This window comes from Streptomyces sp. R28 (assembly GCF_041052385.1).
In the GTDB taxonomy this organism is placed as follows: domain Bacteria; phylum Actinomycetota; class Actinomycetes; order Streptomycetales; family Streptomycetaceae; genus Streptomyces.
Genome location: NZ_CP163439.1, coordinates 6,262,727 through 6,281,634 on the forward strand (window position 1 = coordinate 6,262,727; position 18,908 = coordinate 6,281,634).

The following is an 18,908-nucleotide window of genomic DNA, read 5'->3' on the forward strand; positions in this document are numbered from 1 at the left end:
GCGGGCAGCGGGCAAGGCCGCGGCGTTGCAGAAACCGCGCGTCATCCTCGCCGGACTGCTCCTGCTCGCGCTGACCAGCATCATGCTGCTGCTGCTCTCGCTGGGCCCGGTCCTGGTCCTCCACTTCGCGTGGGAGCCGCCGGACGACCGCTTCGGCAGCGCGCTCACCGACCTGGCCACGTTCCTCTTCTGCTGGATCCTCGGCTTCGCGCACCGCGACGGCGTCCTGCGGCGGCTGAAGCCGTTGGCCGTCGCCACCCTCTCCCTCGCGGCGATCGCGTACGGCGGCTGGTACGCCTTCACACACCAGGCCGAAACCGGCTCCTACGACCTGGACGACATCCCCCTCGCCCAGGCGTTCTGGTCGGCGGGCTACGTGACGCTGCTGATGTACGCCAAGAAGGTTTTCCGGATCGACTTCGCCCGGCTCACCCGCTTCCGTCGCACCGACCGCCTCGTCACGGTCTTCAACGCGCGCGCGGTCACGATCTACCTCTGGCACGAGATCGCCCTGATCCTCGCCGTCCCGCTGATCGACCAGTTCTGGAACGTGCCCGCGTTCGAGAAGTACCTGGCGCTGGAGAGCCAGTGGTTCATGTTCGGCATCGGCTGGATCCTGATCGCGGTGTTCGTCCTGTTGTGCGGCTGGGTGGAGGACGTGGCCGGGAAGAAGAAGCCCAGGCTCGTTCCGTGAGGGCATCGGCTGCTTCCGTGCGGGCGGCTGCAAGAATGGGCACGTGACCCGCGCTTCCCTGAACAAGCAGCCGCACGAAGTCGCCTCGATGTTCGACGACGTGGCGGAACGGTACGACCTGACGAACGACGTGCTGTCGCTCGGCCAGGACCGTGTGTGGCGCAAGGAGGTGGCGAAGGCGGTCGACGCCCGCCCCGCGCAGAAGGTCCTCGACCTGGCGGCCGGCACGGCCACCTCGTCCCTTCCCTTCGCGCAGACGGGCGCGTACGTCGTCCCTTGCGACTTCTCCCTCGGCATGCTCCAGGTCGGCAAGAAGAAGCACCCGTGGCTGCCGCTCACTGCGGGCGACGCGACGAAGCTGCCGTTCCGGGACGACACCTTCGACGCGGTCACCATCTCCTTCGGGCTGCGCAACGTCCAGGACTTCGACGCCGCGCTGCGTGAGATGTACCGGGTGACGCGGCCCGGCGGCCGGGTCGTGATCTGCGAGTTCTCGCACCCGACCTGGGCGCCCTTCCGCACGGTCTACACCGAGTACCTGATGCGCGCCCTGCCCCCGGTCGCCCGCGCGGTGTCCTCGAACCCCGACGCGTACGTCTACCTGGCCGAGTCGATCCGCGCCTGGCCCGACCAGCCGGCCCTCGCCGAACGCCTGCGCAAGGCCGGCTGGTCGAAGGTGGCCTGGCGGAACCTGACGGGCGGCGTGGTGGCCCTGCACCGGGGCTTCAAGGAGAGCTGAGCGGCCTCGAGCAGAGCCGAGTGCCAGGCCTCAAGCAGAGCTGACGACGGGGTACGGGTCTCCGGGCTCGTCGAGCTCGCGCTCCAGCCCGCCCTTCGGTGGCCGCGGGGCGCGTGGCTCGCGTACGCCTCCGCCGCCCTCGCCCTCGCCCTCGCCCTCGCCGAAGTCGAACCAGACGTAGACCAGAGAGTCCCGCGGCACCTCGGCACCGGGCTCCGGATACTGGCGTACGACGTAGTCGACGACGGTGAGGTGGAAGTCCGGCCGGTCCGGTGCGTTGAGGAGCAGGCCGTGCGACTTCGCTGCCTCGCGCGCGTCCATGGCCATCAGCCCGACGAGCTTCGGTACCCGCACCTCGGGCGTTTTGGGTGTTATGCGCACAGATGTCACCCCCAGCGGTACTGGCAGGGTAACCGCCCGGGTGTGCCACCCGGAAGCGTCAAGTACCTTTCTGTAGCAGTCGGTTACCCAGAGTCACCAGTGGGCGTGAATCCGGCGTCACAGATCGAGTCGGTAGCAGTGCCCCTGCTGCCGCGCATCCGGTGTGGTGAACACTTCGGCGAGCCGCATCTCCAGCCGCCGCGTCACCGCGATCGACCGCTCGTTGCGGGCGTCGACCATCGCCACCACGCTCGGCACCCCGGCCGCCCGCACCCGCTCCAGCGCCAACTGCGCGGCCGCGGTGACGTACCCCTTGCCCCAGTGCTCCCGTCCGAGCCGCCAGCCGATCTCGATCTCCCCCGTGGGACCCCAGGCCCGCTCCCACGGCTGGGCTCCGGTGAAGCCGATGACCTGCTCGTTCTCGTCGAGCATGGTCCACAGGCAGAACCCGCGCTCGGCGTCGTGCCGGCGCTGGCGGGCGGTGAGTTCCTCGTAGACGGACAGCTCCGCGGCCCTGCCGCCGTGGAACTCCATGACATCCGGGTGGGCGAAGACCCGGTGCCAGGCGACGGCGTCCTCGTCGGTGGGGACACGGAGCCGTACGACAGGGAGAACTCGGTTCACGGAGGCAGCCCTTCAGCCGGGTGATCAGTGCTGCTGAATAGACTGCCCATGTCCAGTGCCGCTCGGCACACAGATTTCGAACTTGGGGAGATCCCGCCGTGAGTGTCGTGACCGAGCCCATCTCCTCACCCCTCTCCGAGAACACCGCCGATGTGATCGTCGTGGGCGCGGGGCCGGCCGGCGCCACGACGGCGTACCACCTGGCCAAGTCCGGCCTCGACGTCCTCCTGCTGGAGAAGACCGAGTTCCCGCGGGAGAAGGTCTGCGGTGACGGCCTGACTCCGCGCGCGGTCAAACAGTTGGTGGCGATGGGCATCGACATCTCCGAGGAAGCCGGCTGGCTGCGCAACAAGGGGCTCAGGATCATCGGCGGCGGTGTACGCCTCCAGCTGGACTGGCCCGACCTCGCCTCCTTCCCCGACTACGGCCTCGTCCGCAAGCGCGACGACTTCGACGAGCAACTCGCCCGCCAGGCCCAGAAGGCGGGCGCCCGCCTCTACGAGCGCTGCAACGTCGGCGCCCCGATCATCGACGACCGCACCGGCCGTATCACCGGCGTCCACGCCAAGCTCGGCGAGGAGAAGCGCGAGGTCACCTTCCACGCGCCGCTGGTCGTCGCCGCGGACGGCAACTCCACGCGTCTGTCCCTGGCGATGGGCCTGCACCGCCGCGAGGACCGTCCGATGGGCGTGGCCGTACGGACGTATTTCGAAAGCCCGCGCCACGAGGACGACTACCTCGAGTCCTGGCTGGAGCTGTGGGACCGCCGCGGCCCCGGCGAGGACCGCCTCCTGCCCGGCTATGGCTGGATCTTCGGCATGGGCGACGGCACGTCGAACGTCGGCCTGGGCGTGCTCAACACCTCGGACTCCTTCAAGGAGCTGGACTGGCGCGAGGTCCTCAAGGCCTGGTGCGCCTCGATGCCGGAGGACTGGGGCTACACCCCGGACAACATGACCGGCCCGATCCGCGGCGCCGCCCTCCCCATGGCCTTCAACCGCCAACCGCACTACACCAAGGGCCTGCTGCTGGTCGGCGACGCCGGCGGCCTGGTGAACCCCTTCAACGGCGAGGGCATCGCCTACGCCATGGAGTCCGGCCAGATCGCCGCCGACGTCATCGTCCAGGCCCACGCCCGCTCGACCCCCGCGGGGCGTGAACTGGCCCTCCAGCGCTACCCGCGCGTCCTGAAGGACACCTACGGCGGCTACTACACGCTGGGCCGCGCCTTCGTGAAGCTCATCGGCAACCCGAAGGTCATGAAGATCGCGGCCCAGCGCGGCCTGACCCACCCGCTCCTGATGAAGTTCACCCTGAAGCTCCTGGCCAACCTCACCGACCCGACGGGCGGCGACGCGATGGACCGCATCATCAACGGGCTGAGCAAGGTGGCGCCGAAGGCCTGACCCGGCGGCGACTACCGGTTGAGGGCCTCGATGTTGGCGGCCCGGCGTGCGAAGACCTCCTCCCGCCGGTCCGCCACCTGCCGCAGGGCGTCCTTGCGTTCGCGCTTGGAGAGCCGGTCCAGATAGACATGGCCGCCCACGTGGTCGTTCTCATGGGCGAGGCAGCGGGCGAAGTACCCCGTGCCCTCGATCACGAGTGGCTCGCCGTCCTTGTCGTACCCGCGCACCACGGCCCGGTCCGGGCGCGGTACGTCCATCACCGCGCCCGGCACGGAGAGGCAGCCCTCGCTGTCGTCCAGCAGCCTGCGCCCGGCCGGGTCGAGTGGCTCCAGCACCGGGTTCACGATGTGCCCGACATGCCGGACCCCGTCGTCGTCCGGGCAGTCGTACACGAACAGCCGCAGATCGACACCGACTTGGTTCGCCGCCAGTCCCGCCCCCTCGGCGATGTACATCGTCAGGAACATGTCGTCGATGAGCGCGGCGAGATCGGGCCCGAACTCGGTGACATCCCGGCACGGCTTGTGCAGCACCTCTTCCCCCACCTCGGTGATCCTGCGCACCGTCCCACGCCGGGCCTCGGGCGCGAGCGGCGGATACGACTCGACGGGCCTGCCTTGCACGAAAACGCTGGGCATCGCTGTGTCTCCTTGTTGTCCTTGCGCTGTTGCGTGTTGTGAGGATGCTGTGGCCGGCCGAGAAACGGGCTTCCGACCTCCGCGGACCCTCCCTACCCTCACGGATTCATGACAACAGAAGACACGCAGGAGCCCCAGGAGAAGACAGGTCACACGCGATCCGGCCACACCCGCAGACGCTTTCTGGCCGGTGCCGGGGGAGTGGCCGGCGCCCTCGCGTTATGGCCGGGCGGCAGCGCCGGCGCCGCGACAGGCAAGCGCGTCGCCGTCCTCGGCGGCGGGGTCTCCGGCCTGAGCGCCGCCCACGAACTCGCCGAACGCGGCTACGCGGTCACCGTCTACGAGTACTACGACACCCTCGGCGGCAAGGCCCGCTCGATGCCCGTCCCCGGCACTGCGGCCGGCGGCCGCGCAAACCTCCCCGCCGAGCACGGCTTCCGCTTCTTCCCCGGCTTCTACCGGAACCTGCCGGACACCATGCGCCGCATCCCCGTCCCCGGCAACGCGGGCGGCGTCCACGACAACCTCCGCAGCGGCACCGAGGCCCTCTTCGCCCGCGCCGGCGGCCGCCCCGACCTGCACTTCCCGCTCCGCCGCGCCACCACCCCGCCCCGCCCCGGTGACCTCACCCTCAGCTGGATCCGCGACCAGATCCTCTCGGTGCTGGACCTCGGCACCCGCCTCCCGGCCCACGAGGTCGCCTACTTCGCCGACCGGCTCCTCGTTCACCTGACCAGCTGCGACGCCCGCCGTGAGGAGGTGTGGGAGAAGGTCGCGTGGTGGGACTTCATCCGCGCCGAGGAGATGAGCGAGGAGTACCGCACGCTCCTCGGCATAGGCCAGACCCGCAATCTGGTCGCCACGCGCGCGGAGGTGGCGTCCACCCGAACCGTCGGCCGCGTCATCATCGAGGCCCTGCTCCTGTGGGGCCTGCTCGGCCGCGGCATGGACGGCGACGCCGACATCGACCGCATCCTCAACGCCCCCACCAGCGAGGCCTGGATCGACCCCTGGGAGGCCCACCTGCGCTCCCTCGGTGTCCGGTTCGTCCTCGGCACCCAGGCCCGCGAGGTCCTCTACGACGGCGGCCGGGTGACCGGCGTCCGCGTCTCGGCCCGCGACGGCGCCGACGAACGTACGGTCACCGCCGACCACTACCTCTCCGCGCTGCCCGTCGAGCACGCACGCATGACGTGGGGCCCCGCCCTGCGCGCGGCCGACCCACAGCTCGCCAAGTGCGACGCGCTGCAGACGGACTGGATGACCGGCGTGATGTTCTACCTGCGCACCCCGACACCGGTCGTGCACGGCCACATCAACTGCCTCGACTCACCCTGGTCGGTGACCGGCATCGGCCAGGCCCAGTTCTGGGACGGACGGGACTTCTCGCGCGACTACGGCGACGGACGCGCCCACGACTGTCTCTCCGCCATCATCTCGGAGTGGGACAAGCCAGGCATTCTGTACGGCAAGACGGCCAAGGAGTGCACCAAGGAGGAGGTCGTCGCCGAACTCTGGGCCCAGCTGAAGGACGGCCTGAACGACGCAGGCAAGACCACGCTCCGGGACGAGGACCGCCTCGGCTGGTTCATGGACCCGGCGGTGACGGGCCTCGGCGGCCCCGATCCGCGCAACCGCGAGCAGCTCCTCATCCACCCCACGGGCACCCTCTACAACCGCCCCACGGCCCACACGAAGGTCCCGAACTTCTTCCTCGCGGGCGACTACGTCCGCACGGACGTCGACCTGGCGACGATGGAAGGCGCCAACGAATCCGCCCGCCTGGCCGTCAACGCCCTCCTCGAAGCGGACGATTCGGACGCCGAGCGCTGCCGGATCTGGGAGCTGTACCGGCCCCCGGAGCTGGAGCCGCTGAAGCGGGTCGACGAGGTGCGCTACAAGCTGGGCCTGCCCAACACCTTCGACCTGGGATGAGACTGTTCAGCCCGAGATGAGTCGTTTCGACTTGGTATGAGGCGGAAGGGCCGCTGCCCCCGAGCGGCTGCGGCCCTTCCGGTGATCTCCGCGACTCAGAGGACGCGCACGGCTCCCGACGCCGGGTACCCGGACAGGTCCTGGATGACGACGCCCTTGGAGGGGTTGGCCGCGTCCAGGTACTGGCCGTTACCGATGTAGACGCCCACGTGGTAGGCCGAGCCCTTGCCACCCCAGTACAGGATGTCGCCGACCTGGATCTGAGAGAGCGGGATGTCGGTTCCAGCCATCGACTGGTCCTGCGAGACCCGCGGCAGGTCGACGCCGACCTGCTTGAACGCGGCCTGGACCAGGCTGGAGCAGTCCCACGCGTTGGGGCCGGTGGCACCCATGACATACGCGTCGCCCACCTGTGCCTGGAGGAAGGAGATGACCGTCGCGACGCTGCCGCTGGCGGGAGCGGCGACGCTCGTGCTCGCGGAGGCGGACAGGGTGGCCCGCTCGGTGCTGCGCGAGGCGGCGGCTTCCGCGGCGGCCCGGCGGGCCTCCTCGGCCTTCTTCTTCGCCTCGGCCTTCTTCTTGGCCTCCGCGAGGTCCTTCTTGGCTTCCTTGGCTGCCGCGGCGGCGGCCGCGTCACGCTCGGCGTCGAGCTCGTAGTTCGCCGCCGCCAGCTGAGTGGCGTCCGCGGACTGGGCGAGCTGGTCCGCCAGGTCACCCGTGAGGGTGGGCAGTTCGATGGTCTGCGTAACCGGCTCGGCGGCGTTCGCCGTGGCCGCAGCACCTGCCGCTGCCATGCTGAGGACGCCACCGGCAACTCCGGCACGCATCGCGATGGTCGTCGATGCGCCGCGGCGGGGCTTCCGGTGGCTACGTATGTGAGCGGTGTGGGACATGAGAACAACCGGTATCAGGGGCTCCTCCATACCTACAAGAAACGTGTGCTGCGCCACAGTTACTCAATCGCCGCCCCAATTTCCCTGCACTCCGCCCTTTATTGACGCCGTAACGGACATTGCGGACCCCCTCGATCCCGCCCGTGATCACGGACTTTCATCATTAAGTCCGAATTGCCCGCCGCTTACCACTTGTTGGGACCGGTGGCCAAGCCCGGTTCTCTGGGTCTCACATCGGTGTGGCAGAGGTCACGCAACGGTTACGGCGATGTGCGCGTCCCGTGCCCGGATCCCCCTCATGTGGCTCGTGAACGCGTGCACGCGTCCACATCCCACTCCGAGGCTCCCCCTCATGTGTGAATGCGCGCCTCTATCAAGACATCCGGTCCAGCACCAATTTGCATGCAAAGGAACCATCTTGATATTGAGACGCCCCCTCCGAGCTGCGTCAACGAGCGAAAATGTCACCTCTGGTGATCACCTGAACGCTTCTCGTGTGAAGATCACCGCTCATCCGACTTCATGATCCTTCGTCAGGTGGTGGAGATCACAAAGCTTGTGCAATACCCCGTGTCGCAGATCACAGAGCGGCGGGCATAAGATGCGAGGCAGTTGGGCTTGTGACCTGCTTCACATGTTCTCGATCTTCGCCGGGACGAGCGGGGCTCGTGGGACTGGTGAGTCGGCTGTGGGCCCAGTGCAACCGCCAGCAGTCAGTGCCGACTGAGAGGAGCGAGGAGCGGTGAACGCCTATGCGCCCATCCTCGTACTGGGAGCCCTCGGGGCAGGCTTTGCGATCTTCTCCGTGGTCATGGCCACGCTGATCGGTCCGAAGCGGTACAACCGGGCCAAGCTCGAGGCCTACGAGTGCGGTATCGAGCCGACCCCCACGCCGGCCGGCGGCGGGCGCTTCCCGATCAAGTACTACCTGACGGCGATGCTCTTCATCATCTTCGATATCGAGATCGTCTTCCTCTACCCCTGGGCCGTCACCTTCGACGCCCTGGGTGTTTTCGGGCTCGTGGAGATGTTGCTCTTCGTGCTCACCGTCTTCGTCGCGTACGCGTACGTATGGCGGCGCGGCGGCCTGGAATGGGACTGAGGGGCCTTTAACGACATGGGACTCGAAGAAAAGCTGCCGAGCGGATTCCTGCTGACCACCGTCGAGCAGGCCGCAGGCTGGGTGCGCAAGGCATCCGTCTTCCCGGCCACCTTCGGCCTCGCCTGCTGCGCCATCGAGATGATGACCACCGGCGCCGGCCGCTACGACCTGGCGCGCTTCGGCATGGAGGTCTTCCGCGGCTCGCCACGCCAGGCCGACCTGATGATCGTCGCCGGCCGGGTCAGCCAGAAGATGGCGCCGGTGCTCCGGCAGGTCTACGACCAGATGCCGAACCCCAAGTGGGTGATCTCCATGGGGGTCTGCGCCTCCTCGGGCGGCATGTTCAACAACTACGCGATCGTGCAGGGCGTCGACCACATCGTCCCGGTCGACATCTATCTCCCCGGCTGCCCGCCGCGGCCCGAGATGCTGTTGGACGCCATTCTCAAGCTCCACGAGAAGATCCAGTCCTCCAAGCTCGGGGTGAACGCCGAAGAAGCGGCCCGCGAGGCGGAGGAAGCGGCGCTCAAGGCCCTGCCCACGATCGAGATGAAGGGGCTGCTGCGGTGACCGACGCGAACGGCACCAACGGGGCGAACGGGTCGAACGGGGTCAACCCCGAGAAGGACCTCTCCGCCTCCAACCTCCCCGGCCAGCGCGGCCAGGGAGGCGAGGAGATCCGCGTCCAGCGCGGCATGTTCGGCGCCACCAACGGCGGCGACACCTCCGGCTACGGCGGACTGGTCCGCTCGGTCCGACTCCCGGGACCGGCGAGCCGCCCCTACGGGGGTTGGTTCGACGAGGTCGCCGACGAACTCGAGGGCGCACTGGAGGAGCAGGGACTCCTCCCCGACAACGCCATCGAGAAGACGGTCGTCGACCGCGGCGAACTCACCTTCCACATCGAGCGCGAGCACCTGGTCCGCGTCGCCCGCACCCTGCGCGACGACCCGGCCCTGCGCTTCGAGCTGTGCACCGGCGTCAGCGGCGTCCACTACCTCAGCGACAAGGGCCGCGAGCTGCACGCCGTCTACCACCTGCGCTCGATCACCCACAACCGGCTGATCCGCCTCGAAGTCAGCGCCCCCGACAGCGACCCGCACATCCCCTCGCTCGTCTCGGTGTACCCGACGAACGACTGGCACGAGCGCGAGACGTACGACTTCTTCGGCATCGTCTTCGACGGTCACCCCGCCCTGACGCGGATCATGATGCCGGACGACTGGCAGGGCCACCCGCAGCGCAAGGACTATCCGCTCGGCGGCATCCCCGTCGAGTACAAGGGCGCCCAGATCCCGGCTCCGGACCAGCGGAGGTCGTACTCGTGAGCACGCAGTCAGCATCCGCCCGTGAGACCACCGAGGGCACCGTTTACACGGTCACCGGTGGCGACTGGGACGAGGTCGTCCAGGCCGCGGCCCGCGCCGACGACGAGCGCATCGTCCTCAATATGGGTCCGCAGCACCCCTCCACCCACGGTGTGCTCCGCCTGATCCTGGAGATCGACGGCGAGACGGTCACCGAGGCCCGTTGCGGCATCGGCTATCTCCACACCGGCATCGAGAAGAACCTCGAGTACCGGACCTGGACGCAGGGCACCACGTTCGTGACGCGCATGGACTACCTGACGTCCTTCTTCAACGAGACCGCCTACTGTCTCGCCGTCGAGAAACTCCTCGGCATCGAGGACCAGATCAGCGAGCGCGCCAAGATCATCCGGGTGCTCCTGATGGAGCTGAACCGGCTCTCCTCCCACCTGGTGTGCATCGCCACCGGCGGCATGGAACTCGGCGCCACCACGATCATGATCTACGGATTCCGTGATCGTGAAATGATTCTCGACATCTACGAGCTCATCACGGGCCTCAGGATGAACCACGCGTACATCCGCCCCGGCGGACTCGCCCAGGACCTGCCGCCCGGCGCGGTGGACCAGATCCGCGAGTTCGTGAAGAAGATGAAGAAGAACCTCCCGGAGTACGACAAGCTCGCCACCGGGAACCCCATCTTCAAGGCCCGCATGCAGGACGTCGGCTACCTCGACCTGGCCGGTTGCATGGCCCTCGGCGCCACCGGCCCGATCCTGCGCTCCACCGGCCTGCCGCACGACCTGCGCAAGGCACAGCCGTACTGCGACTACGAGACGTACGACTTCGAGATCCCGACCGCCGACACCTGCGACTCCTACGGGCGCTTCCTGATCCGCCTGGAAGAGATGCGCCAGTCTCTCGGCATCGTCGAGCAGTGCCTGGACCGGCTGCAGCCCGGCCCCGTCATGGTCGCCGACAAGAAGATCGCCTGGCCCGCCCAGCTCGCCCTGGGACCGGACGGACTGGGTAACTCCCTCGACCACATCAAGAAGATCATGGGCACCTCCATGGAGGCCCTGATCCACCACTTCAAGCTGGTCACCGAGGGCTTCCGCGTCCCGCCGGGACAGGCGTACGCGGCCGTCGAGTCGCCCAAGGGCGAGCTCGGGGTGCATGCCGTGTCCGACGGCGGCACCCGCCCCTTCCGGGTCCACTTCCGCGACCCGTCCTTCACCAACCTGCAGGCCATGGCGGCGATGTGCGAGGGCGGCCAGGTCGCCGACGTCATCGTCGCCGTCGCGTCCATCGACCCCGTGATGGGAGGCGTCGACCGGTGACCACCTCTTCTTCTGAGCGGGGCGTCAGCCTGGGCATGCCCGAACTGCCCGCGCCCGCATACCCGGACGACGTTCGAGAACGGCTCGAGCGGGACGCGCGCGACGTCATCGCCCGCTACCCGGACTCCCGGTCCGCCCTCCTTCCGTTGCTGCACCTCGTGCAGTCGGAGGAGGGACATGTCACGCGCACCGGGATGCGGTTCTGCGCGGACATGCTGCACCTGACCACGGCCGAGGTGACCGCGGTCGCCACCTTCTACACCATGTACCGGCGCAAGCCGAGCGGTGACTACCAGGTGGGCGTCTGCACCAACACCCTGTGCGCGGTGATGGGCGGTGACGCGATCTTCGAAGAGCTCCAGGAGCACCTGGGCGTCGGCAACGGCGAGACCACCGACGACGGCAAGGTCACCCTGGAACACATCGAGTGCAACGCGGCCTGCGACTTCGCGCCGGTCGTGATGGTCAACTGGGAGTTCTTCGACAACCAGACCCCCTCGAGTGCCAAGCGCCTCGTCGACGACCTGCGCTCGGGGCGGGCCGTCGAGCCGACGCGCGGAGCGCGGCTGTGCACCTTCAAGGAGACCGCGCGGATCCTGGCCGGCTTCCCCGACGAGCGGCCCGGGGCCGTCGAGGCAAGCGGCAGTGCGGGACCGGCTTCGCTGGTGGGCCTCCGCCTGGCCAAGGGAGAGACCGCACCCGCGCGCGTGGTCCATCCGCGGGACGGCGGCCCTCATGACGAGCCGCAGGGCGGCGCGGTGCACGAGCCGTCTCCGACCGAGCACCTCAGTTCGCATGACGCGCCGCAGGACACATCGGCATCCGACCCGGCCCACCCGGCAGGTCCTGCCGCCGAGGAGGGGGAGTGATGACCTTGGCACCCGAGCTGAAAGACACCAGCCCCGAGAAGCTGCTCGCACCCGTGCTGTCGGCCTTCTGGGACGAGGACGGGTCCTGGACGTTGGACGTCTACCGAAGGCACGAAGGGTACGAGGGCCTTCGCAAGGCGCTCGCCATGTCGCCGGACGACCTGATCGCGTATGTCAAGGACTCCGGTCTGCGCGGGCGCGGCGGGGCGGGATTCCCGACGGGAATGAAATGGCAGTTCATTCCGCAGGGTGATGGAAAACCGCACTATCTAGTTGTCAACGCCGACGAATCGGAGCCCGGAACGTGCAAAGACATTCCGCTCCTCTTCGCGAACCCGCATAGCCTCATCGAGGGCATTGTCATCGCGTGTTATGCCATCAGGTCTTCGCATGCCTTCATCTATCTGCGTGGTGAAGTCGTTCCCGTGCTGCGGCGGTTGCACGAGGCCGTGCGCGAGGCCTACGCGGCGGGCTACCTCGGCGAGAACATCCTGGGCAGTGGGCTCGATCTCGAACTCACCGTGCACGCGGGCGCGGGCGCGTACATCTGCGGTGAGGAGACCGCACTGCTCGACTCGCTCGAAGGCCGCCGTGGTCAACCGCGGCTTCGTCCCCCCTTCCCTGCGGTGGCAGGTCTCTACGCCTGCCCGACTGTTGTGAACAACGTCGAGTCGATCGCGTCGGTTCCCGCGATTCTGAATCGGGGCAAAGACTGGTTCCGGTCGATGGGAAGCGAGAAGTCCCCGGGCTTCACGCTCTACTCGCTCAGCGGCCATGTCGCCAGCCCCGGCCAGTACGAGGCCCCGCTTGGCATCACACTCCGCCAGCTCCTCGAAATGAGCGGCGGGATGCGCCCCGGCCATCGCCTCAAGTTCTGGACACCGGGCGGCTCCTCGACGCCGATGTTCACCGACGAGCACCTCGATGTCCCTCTTGATTACGAAGGAGTGGGCGCCGCGGGTTCCATGCTCGGCACGAAAGCGCTCCAGTGCTTCGACGAGACGACCTGCGTCGTACGCGCCGTCACCCGCTGGACCGAGTTCTACGCCCACGAGTCCTGCGGCAAGTGCACGCCCTGCCGTGAAGGCACGTACTGGCTTGTGCAGTTGCTGCGCGACATCGAGGCCGGCAAGGGTGTGATGAGCGACCTCGACAAGCTGAACGACATCGCCGACAACATCAACGGCAAGTCCTTCTGTGCCCTCGGCGACGGTGCCGCCTCGCCGATCTTCTCCTCGCTGAAGTACTTCCGCGAGGAGTACGAGCAGCACATCACGGGCCGCGGCTGCCCCTTCGACCCGGCCAAGTCGACGGCCTGGGCCGATCACCGCACGGAGGTGAACGCATGACCGTGACCACCAATGCTCCCTCGGGAGGGGGAGGGGCGGCGGTCCCGCCGGAAGATCTCGTCTCGCTGACGATCGACGGTGTGGAGCTCAGCGTGCCCAAGGGCACCCTGGTCATCCGGGCCGCCGAGCAGCTCGGCATCGAGATCCCCCGCTTCTGCGACCACCCGCTCCTCGACCCGGCCGGCGCCTGCCGCCAGTGCATCGTCGAGGTCGAGGGCCAGCGCAAGCCGATGGCGTCCTGCACGATCACATGCACGGACGGCATGGTCGTGAAGACCCACCTCACCTCGCCGGTCGCCGAGAAGGCCCAGAAGGGTGTGATGGAGCTCCTGCTCATCAACCACCCGCTGGACTGCCCGGTCTGCGACAAGGGCGGCGAGTGCCCGCTGCAGAACCAGGCCATGTCGCACGGGCACGCCGAGTCCCGCTTCGAGGGAAGGAAGCGGACGTACGAGAAGCCCGTCCCGATCTCCACGCAGGTGCTGCTCGACCGCGAGCGGTGCGTGCTGTGCGCCCGCTGCACCCGGTTCTCCAACCAGGTCGCGGGCGACCCGATGATCGAACTGGTCGAGCGCGGCGCGCTGCAGCAGGTCGGCACCGGTGAGGGCGACCCCTTCGAGTCGTACTTCTCCGGCAACACCATCCAGATCTGCCCGGTCGGCGCGCTGACCTCGGCGGCGTACCGGTTCCGCTCCCGCCCCTTCGACCTCGTCTCCTCGCCCTCGGTGTGCGAGCACTGCTCCGGCGGCTGCGCGACGCGCACCGACCACCGGCGCGGCAAGGTCATGCGGCGCCTCGCGGCCAACGACCCCGAGGTCAACGAGGAGTGGATCTGCGACAAGGGACGGTTCGCCTTCCGGTACGCCCAGCAGCGCGACCGGCTTCAGACGCCTCTGGTGCGCAACGCCGAGGGCGACCTCGAACCGGCCTCCTGGCCGGAGGCCCTGCAGATCGCGGCCCAGGGGCTGCTCGCCTCACGAGGCCGGACCGGCGTCCTGACCGGCGGCCGCCTCACCATTGAGGACGCCTACGCGTACAGCAAGTTCGCGCGCGTGGCGCTCGACACCAACGACATCGACTTCCGCGCGCGCGTGCACAGCGGCGAGGAGGCCGACTTCCTCGCCGCGCGGGTCGCCGGTCACGGCCGCGACCTCGACGGTACGGGCGTCACCTACACCTTCCTGGAGAAGGCGCCGGCCGTCCTGCTGGCCGGGTTCGAGGCCGAGGAGGAGGCGCCCGGCATCTTCCTGCGGCTGCGCAAAGCCTGGCGCAAGCACGGCCAGAAGGTCTTCTCGCTCGCCACGCACTCCACGCGCGGTCTGGAGAAGGCCGGCGGCACGCTGCTGCCCGCCGCTCCCGGCACCGAGACCGAGTGGCTGGACGCACTCGCGAGCGGGGTCGGCCTGGAGGGGGACGGGGCGAAGGCCGCCGAGGCGCTGCGCACCGAGGGTGCGGTGATCGTCGTCGGTGAGCGGCTGGCCGCTGTGGAGGGCGGGCTCACCGCCGCCGTACGGGCCGCGTCCGCGACCGGCGCTCAGCTGGTGTGGATTCCGCGCCGGGCGGGGGAGCGCGGGGCCGTCGAGGCCGGGGCGCTGCCGTCGCTGCTGCCGGGCGGACGCCCCGCGACCGACCCACGCGCGCGTGACGAGGTCGCCGCCGTGTGGGGCCTGTCCGAACTCCCGCATCGCTACGGCCGCGACACCGGCCAGATCGTCGAGGCCGCCGCGACCGGCGAACTCCAGGCCCTGCTGGTCGCGGGCGTCGAGGTCGCCGACCTGCCCGATCCGGCACGCGCGCGTGAGGCGCTCGCCGAGGTCGGCTTCGTGGTGTCGCTGGAGCTGCGGCCCGGTGAGGTGACCGAGCTCGCCGATGTCGTGCTGCCCGTCGCCGCGGTCGCCGAGAAGGCGGGAACCTTCCTCAACTGGGAGGGCCGGGTGCGCTTCTTCGAGGCCGCGCTCAAGCCCGACCAGATGACCCGTCGCCGGGCCCCGTCCGACGCGCGCGTGCTGCAGATGCTGGCCGACGCCATGGACGTACACCTGGGTCTGCCGGATCTGCGCACCACGCGCGCGGAGATCGACCGGCTCGGCGCATGGGACGGACCGCGGGCCACCGACCCCCGGGAGATCGCGGCCCAGCTGCCGCGACCGGCCGCCGGTGAGGCCGTCCTGGCCGGCCACCGGCTGCTGCTCGACCAGGGCCTCCTCCAGGCCGGCGACGAAGCGCTCGCCGGCACCCGGCACGCCGCCCACGCGCGCGTGTCGACCGCCACGGCCGCCGAGGCCGGCGTCAAGGACGGCGATGTCCTCGCAGTGACCGGCCCCGCCGGAGTCGTGGAACTCCCGCTGCAGATCACGGAGATGCCCGACCGGGTGGTGTGGCTCCCGCTGAACTCCGTGGGCAGTGGTGTCGCCTCCGACGCCGGGGCGCTTCCCGGCGCGCTCGTCCGCATCGGCCCTGCGACCCTCGCGACCGATGCCCCTCAGGAGGTGGAGGCATGAGCCCGTTCCTGGCAGCTGAAGACCTCTCGATGTTCGGCCGCGACCCCTGGTGGCTGGTCGTCATCAAAGCGGTGTTCTGCTTCGCCTTCCTGATGGTGACCGTGCTGTTCTCCATCGTCTGGGAGCGCAAGGTCGTCGCCTGGATGCAGCTGCGCATCGGCCCCAACCGGCACGGCCCCTGGGGCATGCTCCAGTCGCTCGCCGACGGCATCAAGCTGATGCTCAAGGAAGACGTCATCGTCAAACGCGCGGACAAGGTCGTCTACGTCCTCGCGCCGATCGTCGCGGCCATCCCGGCCTTCATGGCGATCGCGGTGATCCCCTTCGGCCCGGCCGGCAACGAGATCTCGATCTTCGGCCAGCGCACCACGATGCAGCTCACCGACCTGCCGATCGCGATGCTCTACATCCTCGCGGTCGCCTCGGTCGGCATCTACGGCATCGTGCTTGCGGGTTGGAGTTCCGGATCCACCTATCCGCTGCTCGGCGGCCTGCGTTCCTGTGCGCAGATGATCTCGTACGAGATCGCGATGGGCGCAGCCTTCGCCTCGGTGTTCCTCTACTCCGGGTCGATGTCGACGTCGGCGATCGTCGAGGCGCAGCAGGACCGCTGGTACGTCGTCCTGCTGCCGGTCTCCTTCCTGATCTACATCGTGACGATGGTCGGTGAGACCAACCGCGCCCCCTTCGACATGCCTGAGTCCGAGGGCGACCTGGTCGGCGGCTTCAACACCGAGTACTCGTCGATCAAGTTCGCGATGTTCATGCTCGCCGAGTACGTGAACATGGTGACGGTCTCGGCCGTGTCCGTGACGCTCTTCCTGGGCGGCTGGCGGGCCCCGTACCCGGTCAGCGCCTTCTGGGAGGGCGCGAACCACGGCTGGTGGCCGCTGCTCTGGTTCGTGATCAAGGTCCAGCTGCTGCTGTTCTTCTTCATCTGGCTGCGCGGCACGCTCCCCCGCGTCCGCTACGACCAGCTGATGAAGCTCGGCTGGAAGGTCCTCATCCCGGTCTCCGTCGTCTGGCTGATGCTCGTCGCGACCGTGCGGACTCTTCGGAACGAGAACTACGACTTCGCCGACATCGCCCTCTACGTCGGTGGCGGCGTCCTCGCGCTGCTGCTCCTCTCCTTCGTCGCGGACATGTTCCGTGAGCGGACGAAAGCGGGCGCGCAACCCGTCGAGGAACCCGCCGGCTTCGACGCGATGGCCGGCGGATTCCCCGTACCTCCACTGCCCGGACAGGAGCTTCCGCCGGTGCCTCGGCGCCGCTCGCACCGCGAGCGGGAACTGATTGTCAGTGGTGGGCCCGATACTCAGAGTGACGGATCTCTGGATGGAAAGGAGGCGTCCGATGGCTGAGGAGCCCAAGGAGACCAAGCCCGGTTTCATGAACCCCGTCGCAGGCTTCGGCGTGACCTTCAAGGCCATGTTCAAGAAGCGGCTGACCGAGCAGTACCCGGAGCAGCAGAAGACCACCGCTCCCCGCTTCCACGGACGGCACCAGCTCAACCGCCATCCGGACGGCCTGGAGAAGTGCGTCGGCTGCGAGCTGTGCGCCTGGGCCTGCCCCGCCGACGCCATCTATGTGGAAGGCGCCGACAACACCGACGAGGAGCGCTACTCGCCGGGCGAGCGGTACGGCCGCGTGTACCAGATCAACTACGCCCGCTGCATCCTGTGCGGCCTGTGCATCGAGGCGTGCCCCACGCGCGCGCTCACGATGACCAACGAGTTCGAGCTCGCGGACTCCAGCCGCGCCAACCTCATCTACACCAAGGAGCAGCTGCTCGCCGGACTCGAGGACGGCATGGTCGACAGCCCCCATGCCATCTACCCGGGGACGGACGAGCAGGACTACTACCGGGGCCTGGTGACGGAGGCCGCGCCGGGCACCGAGCGCCAGGTGGCCCTCTCCAACGGCGAGGTCCCGCAGGAGGCCGCCACGACCTTCGGCGAGGACGAACCGGCGTCCGGGAAGGTGATCGGCCGATGACCGGGCAGCTCGCCGCCTACTCCACCTCCACCGGAGAGGCCTTCCAGTTCTGGATCCTCGGCACCGTCGCCGTCATCGGCGCTCTGTGCACCGTCTTCATGAAGAAGGCCGTGCACAGCGCGCTCTGTCTGGCCGGGACCATGATCATCCTGGCGATCTTCTACCTCGCCAACGGCGCCTACTTCCTGGGAATCGTGCAGATCGTCGTCTACACCGGCGCGATCATGATGCTGTTCCTGTTCGTGGTGATGCTCGTCGGCGTCACGGCCGCGGACTCCCTGAAGGAGACCATCAAGGGCCAGCGTTGGCTGGCCCTTCTCTGCGGCCTGGGCTTCGGCATCCTCCTGGTCGGAGGTATCGGCAACGCCTCGATCACGGAGTTCAACGGCCTCGCCCAGGCGAACGCGAACGGCAATGTGGAAGGACTCGCGGTCCTCCTCTTCAGCAAGTACGTGTTCGCCTTCGAGATCACCGGTGCCCTGCTGATCACGGCCGCCATCGGCGCCATGGTGCTCACCCACCGCGAGCGCACCGAGCGCGCCAAGACCCAGCGCGAGCTGTCCGAACAGCGCGTCCGCGAAGGCAAGCACGTCCCGCCGCTGCCGGCGCCCGGCGTGTACGCCCGGCACAACGCGGTCGACATCGCGGGCCTGCTGCCCGACGGCACCCCCTCCGACCTCACGGTCAGCAAGACGCTGCGCGAGCGCGGCCAGATCCGTGACGTGTCCACCGAGGCGCTCAACGACCTCAAAGCCCTGGAGCAGCGTGCGGAGGAGCGGCTGGAGCGGACCGCGATCGAGCCGTCGACCTTCAAGCGGCCCGAGGAGGCGTCGAAGTGAACCCCGTCAACTACCTCTACCTCGCCGCCCTGTTGTTCACGATCGGCGCCACCGGCGTGCTGATCAGGCGTAACGCGATCGTTGTCTTCATGTGCATCGAGCTCATGCTCAACGCCTGCAACCTCACGCTCGTCGCCTTCTCCCGGATGCACGGCAATCTCGACGGCCAGATCATCGCCTTCTTCACGATGGTCGTCGCCGCCGCCGAGGTCGTGGTCGGGCTCGCGATCATCGTGTCGCTGTTCCGTTCCCGCCACTCGGCCTCGGTCGACGACGCCAGCCTGATGAAGCTCTAA

General features: G+C 68.6%; 18 protein-coding genes and 1 pseudogene. 15 read left to right on the forward strand and 4 right to left on the reverse strand.

The genetic code is table 11. The annotated features are described in order from the left end of the window. Positions 1-40 precede the first annotated feature (40 nt). Both AB5J49_RS28095 and AB5J49_RS28100 read left to right on the forward strand, forming a co-directional pair. Positions 41-694 (forward strand): annotated as a pseudogene (locus AB5J49_RS28095) (acyltransferase family protein); the annotation flags it as partial. A gap of 43 nt (positions 695-737) precedes the next feature. Further along, entirely contained in the window at positions 738-1,433 is a 696-nt protein-coding gene (locus tag AB5J49_RS28100; RefSeq protein WP_369171568.1) for a demethylmenaquinone methyltransferase, read from the forward strand. Positions 1,434-1,463: 30 nt separating this feature from the next. Here the strand turns inward: AB5J49_RS28100 and AB5J49_RS28105 are convergent, their stop codons facing one another. Both AB5J49_RS28105 and AB5J49_RS28110 read right to left on the reverse strand, forming a co-directional pair. After that, complete coding sequence (locus AB5J49_RS28105; RefSeq protein WP_369171569.1) at positions 1,464-1,814, reverse strand: PASTA domain-containing protein; 351 nt, start codon at positions 1,812-1,814, stop codon at positions 1,464-1,466. A 117-nt stretch (positions 1,815-1,931) separates the two neighbouring features. Continuing rightward, positions 1,932-2,438 carry a GNAT family N-acetyltransferase gene (locus AB5J49_RS28110; RefSeq protein WP_369171570.1) on the reverse strand — a complete coding sequence of 169 codons (507 nt, stop codon included), beginning with the start codon at positions 2,436-2,438 and terminating at the stop codon, positions 1,932-1,934. 98 nt (positions 2,439-2,536) lie between these two features. Here AB5J49_RS28110 and AB5J49_RS28115 point away from each other — a divergent pair, with 98 nt between their 5' ends. Next, positions 2,537-3,844 (forward strand): geranylgeranyl reductase family protein, encoded by a 1,308-nt coding sequence (locus tag AB5J49_RS28115; protein ID WP_369171572.1) that lies wholly within the window; start codon positions 2,537-2,539, stop codon positions 3,842-3,844. Positions 3,845-3,855: 11 nt separating this feature from the next. Here the strand turns inward: AB5J49_RS28115 and def are convergent, their stop codons facing one another. Then, positions 3,856-4,482 carry a peptide deformylase gene (def, locus tag AB5J49_RS28120; protein ID WP_369171573.1) on the reverse strand — a complete coding sequence of 209 codons (627 nt, stop codon included), beginning with the start codon at positions 4,480-4,482 and terminating at the stop codon, positions 3,856-3,858. 108 nt (positions 4,483-4,590) lie between these two features. Here def and AB5J49_RS28125 point away from each other — a divergent pair, with 108 nt between their 5' ends. Next, positions 4,591-6,417 carry an FAD-dependent oxidoreductase gene (locus tag AB5J49_RS28125; RefSeq protein ID WP_369171575.1) on the forward strand — a complete coding sequence of 609 codons (1,827 nt, stop codon included), beginning with the start codon at positions 4,591-4,593 and terminating at the stop codon, positions 6,415-6,417. A 95-nt stretch (positions 6,418-6,512) separates the two neighbouring features. On the opposite strand, the gene AB5J49_RS28130 is transcribed toward AB5J49_RS28125, so the two are convergent. Then, the gene (locus AB5J49_RS28130; RefSeq protein ID WP_369171576.1) at positions 6,513-7,340 is read right to left on the reverse strand and encodes a C40 family peptidase; all 828 of its coding nucleotides are present in this window, start codon (positions 7,338-7,340) and stop codon (positions 6,513-6,515) included. Between the two features lie 712 nt (positions 7,341-8,052). On the opposite strand from AB5J49_RS28130, the gene AB5J49_RS28135 reads away from it, so the two are divergent. From AB5J49_RS28135 to nuoK, 11 genes are read left to right on the forward strand one after another with little or no spacing between them, the layout of a single operon-like run. Beyond that, positions 8,053-8,412 (forward strand): NADH-quinone oxidoreductase subunit A, encoded by a 360-nt coding sequence (locus AB5J49_RS28135; RefSeq protein WP_033319564.1) that lies wholly within the window; start codon positions 8,053-8,055, stop codon positions 8,410-8,412. A 15-nt stretch (positions 8,413-8,427) separates the two neighbouring features. Beyond that, positions 8,428-8,982, forward strand: a complete 555-nt coding sequence (locus AB5J49_RS28140) for an NADH-quinone oxidoreductase subunit B family protein (protein ID WP_369171577.1) — start codon at positions 8,428-8,430, stop codon at positions 8,980-8,982. Continuing rightward, a complete protein-coding gene (locus AB5J49_RS28145; protein WP_369171579.1) occupies positions 8,979-9,740 on the forward strand; it encodes an NADH-quinone oxidoreductase subunit C in 762 nt (253 codons plus the stop codon). The genes AB5J49_RS28140 and AB5J49_RS28145 overlap by 4 nt, the downstream gene beginning before the upstream one ends. Further along, the gene (locus AB5J49_RS28150) at positions 9,737-11,059 is read left to right on the forward strand and encodes an NADH-quinone oxidoreductase subunit D (protein WP_274242086.1); all 1,323 of its coding nucleotides are present in this window, start codon (positions 9,737-9,739) and stop codon (positions 11,057-11,059) included. The genes AB5J49_RS28145 and AB5J49_RS28150 overlap by 4 nt, the downstream gene beginning before the upstream one ends. After that, positions 11,056-11,928: an NADH-quinone oxidoreductase subunit NuoE gene (nuoE, locus tag AB5J49_RS28155; protein WP_369171580.1), complete on the forward strand. Its 873-nt coding sequence runs from the start codon at positions 11,056-11,058 to the stop codon at positions 11,926-11,928. The genes AB5J49_RS28150 and nuoE overlap by 4 nt, the downstream gene beginning before the upstream one ends. Then, positions 11,925-13,277, forward strand: a complete 1,353-nt coding sequence (gene nuoF / locus AB5J49_RS28160) for an NADH-quinone oxidoreductase subunit NuoF (protein ID WP_369171582.1) — start codon at positions 11,925-11,927, stop codon at positions 13,275-13,277. The genes nuoE and nuoF overlap by 4 nt, the downstream gene beginning before the upstream one ends. Beyond that, a complete protein-coding gene (locus AB5J49_RS28165) occupies positions 13,274-15,778 on the forward strand; it encodes an NADH-quinone oxidoreductase subunit G (protein ID WP_369171583.1) in 2,505 nt (834 codons plus the stop codon). Before nuoF ends, AB5J49_RS28165 begins: the two co-directional genes overlap by 4 nt. Further along, positions 15,775-17,139, forward strand: coding sequence for an NADH-quinone oxidoreductase subunit NuoH (nuoH, locus tag AB5J49_RS28170; protein ID WP_369171585.1), 1,365 nt, complete (start codon positions 15,775-15,777; stop codon positions 17,137-17,139). Before AB5J49_RS28165 ends, nuoH begins: the two co-directional genes overlap by 4 nt. Continuing rightward, positions 17,132-17,773, forward strand: a complete 642-nt coding sequence (gene nuoI / locus AB5J49_RS28175; protein ID WP_369171586.1) for an NADH-quinone oxidoreductase subunit NuoI — start codon at positions 17,132-17,134, stop codon at positions 17,771-17,773. Before nuoH ends, nuoI begins: the two co-directional genes overlap by 8 nt. Then, positions 17,770-18,612 (forward strand): NADH-quinone oxidoreductase subunit J, encoded by an 843-nt coding sequence (locus AB5J49_RS28180; RefSeq protein ID WP_369171587.1) that lies wholly within the window; start codon positions 17,770-17,772, stop codon positions 18,610-18,612. The genes nuoI and AB5J49_RS28180 overlap by 4 nt, the downstream gene beginning before the upstream one ends. Then, on the forward strand, positions 18,609-18,908 hold the full coding sequence (gene nuoK, locus AB5J49_RS28185; RefSeq protein ID WP_003998919.1) for an NADH-quinone oxidoreductase subunit NuoK: 300 nt from the start codon (positions 18,609-18,611) through the stop codon (positions 18,906-18,908). Before AB5J49_RS28180 ends, nuoK begins: the two co-directional genes overlap by 4 nt.

Excerpts from the sequence above, each read along its gene's own strand:
- def (WP_369171573.1), bottom strand. The coding sequence starts at position 4,482 with ATGCCCAGCGTTTTCGTGCAAGGCAGGCCCGTCGAGTCGTATCCGCCG.
- AB5J49_RS28125 (WP_369171575.1), top strand. The coding sequence starts at position 4,591 with ATGACAACAGAAGACACGCAGGAGCCCCAGGAGAAGACAGGTCACACG.
- AB5J49_RS28130 (WP_369171576.1), bottom strand. The coding sequence starts at position 7,340 with ATGGAGGAGCCCCTGATACCGGTTGTTCTCATGTCCCACACCGCTCAC.
- AB5J49_RS28140 (WP_369171577.1), top strand. The coding sequence starts at position 8,428 with ATGGGACTCGAAGAAAAGCTGCCGAGCGGATTCCTGCTGACCACCGTC.
- AB5J49_RS28165 (WP_369171583.1), top strand. The coding sequence starts at position 13,274 with ATGACCGTGACCACCAATGCTCCCTCGGGAGGGGGAGGGGCGGCGGTC.
- nuoH (WP_369171585.1), top strand. The coding sequence starts at position 15,775 with ATGAGCCCGTTCCTGGCAGCTGAAGACCTCTCGATGTTCGGCCGCGAC.
- nuoI (WP_369171586.1), top strand. The coding sequence starts at position 17,132 with ATGGCTGAGGAGCCCAAGGAGACCAAGCCCGGTTTCATGAACCCCGTC.
- AB5J49_RS28180 (WP_369171587.1), top strand. The coding sequence starts at position 17,770 with ATGACCGGGCAGCTCGCCGCCTACTCCACCTCCACCGGAGAGGCCTTC.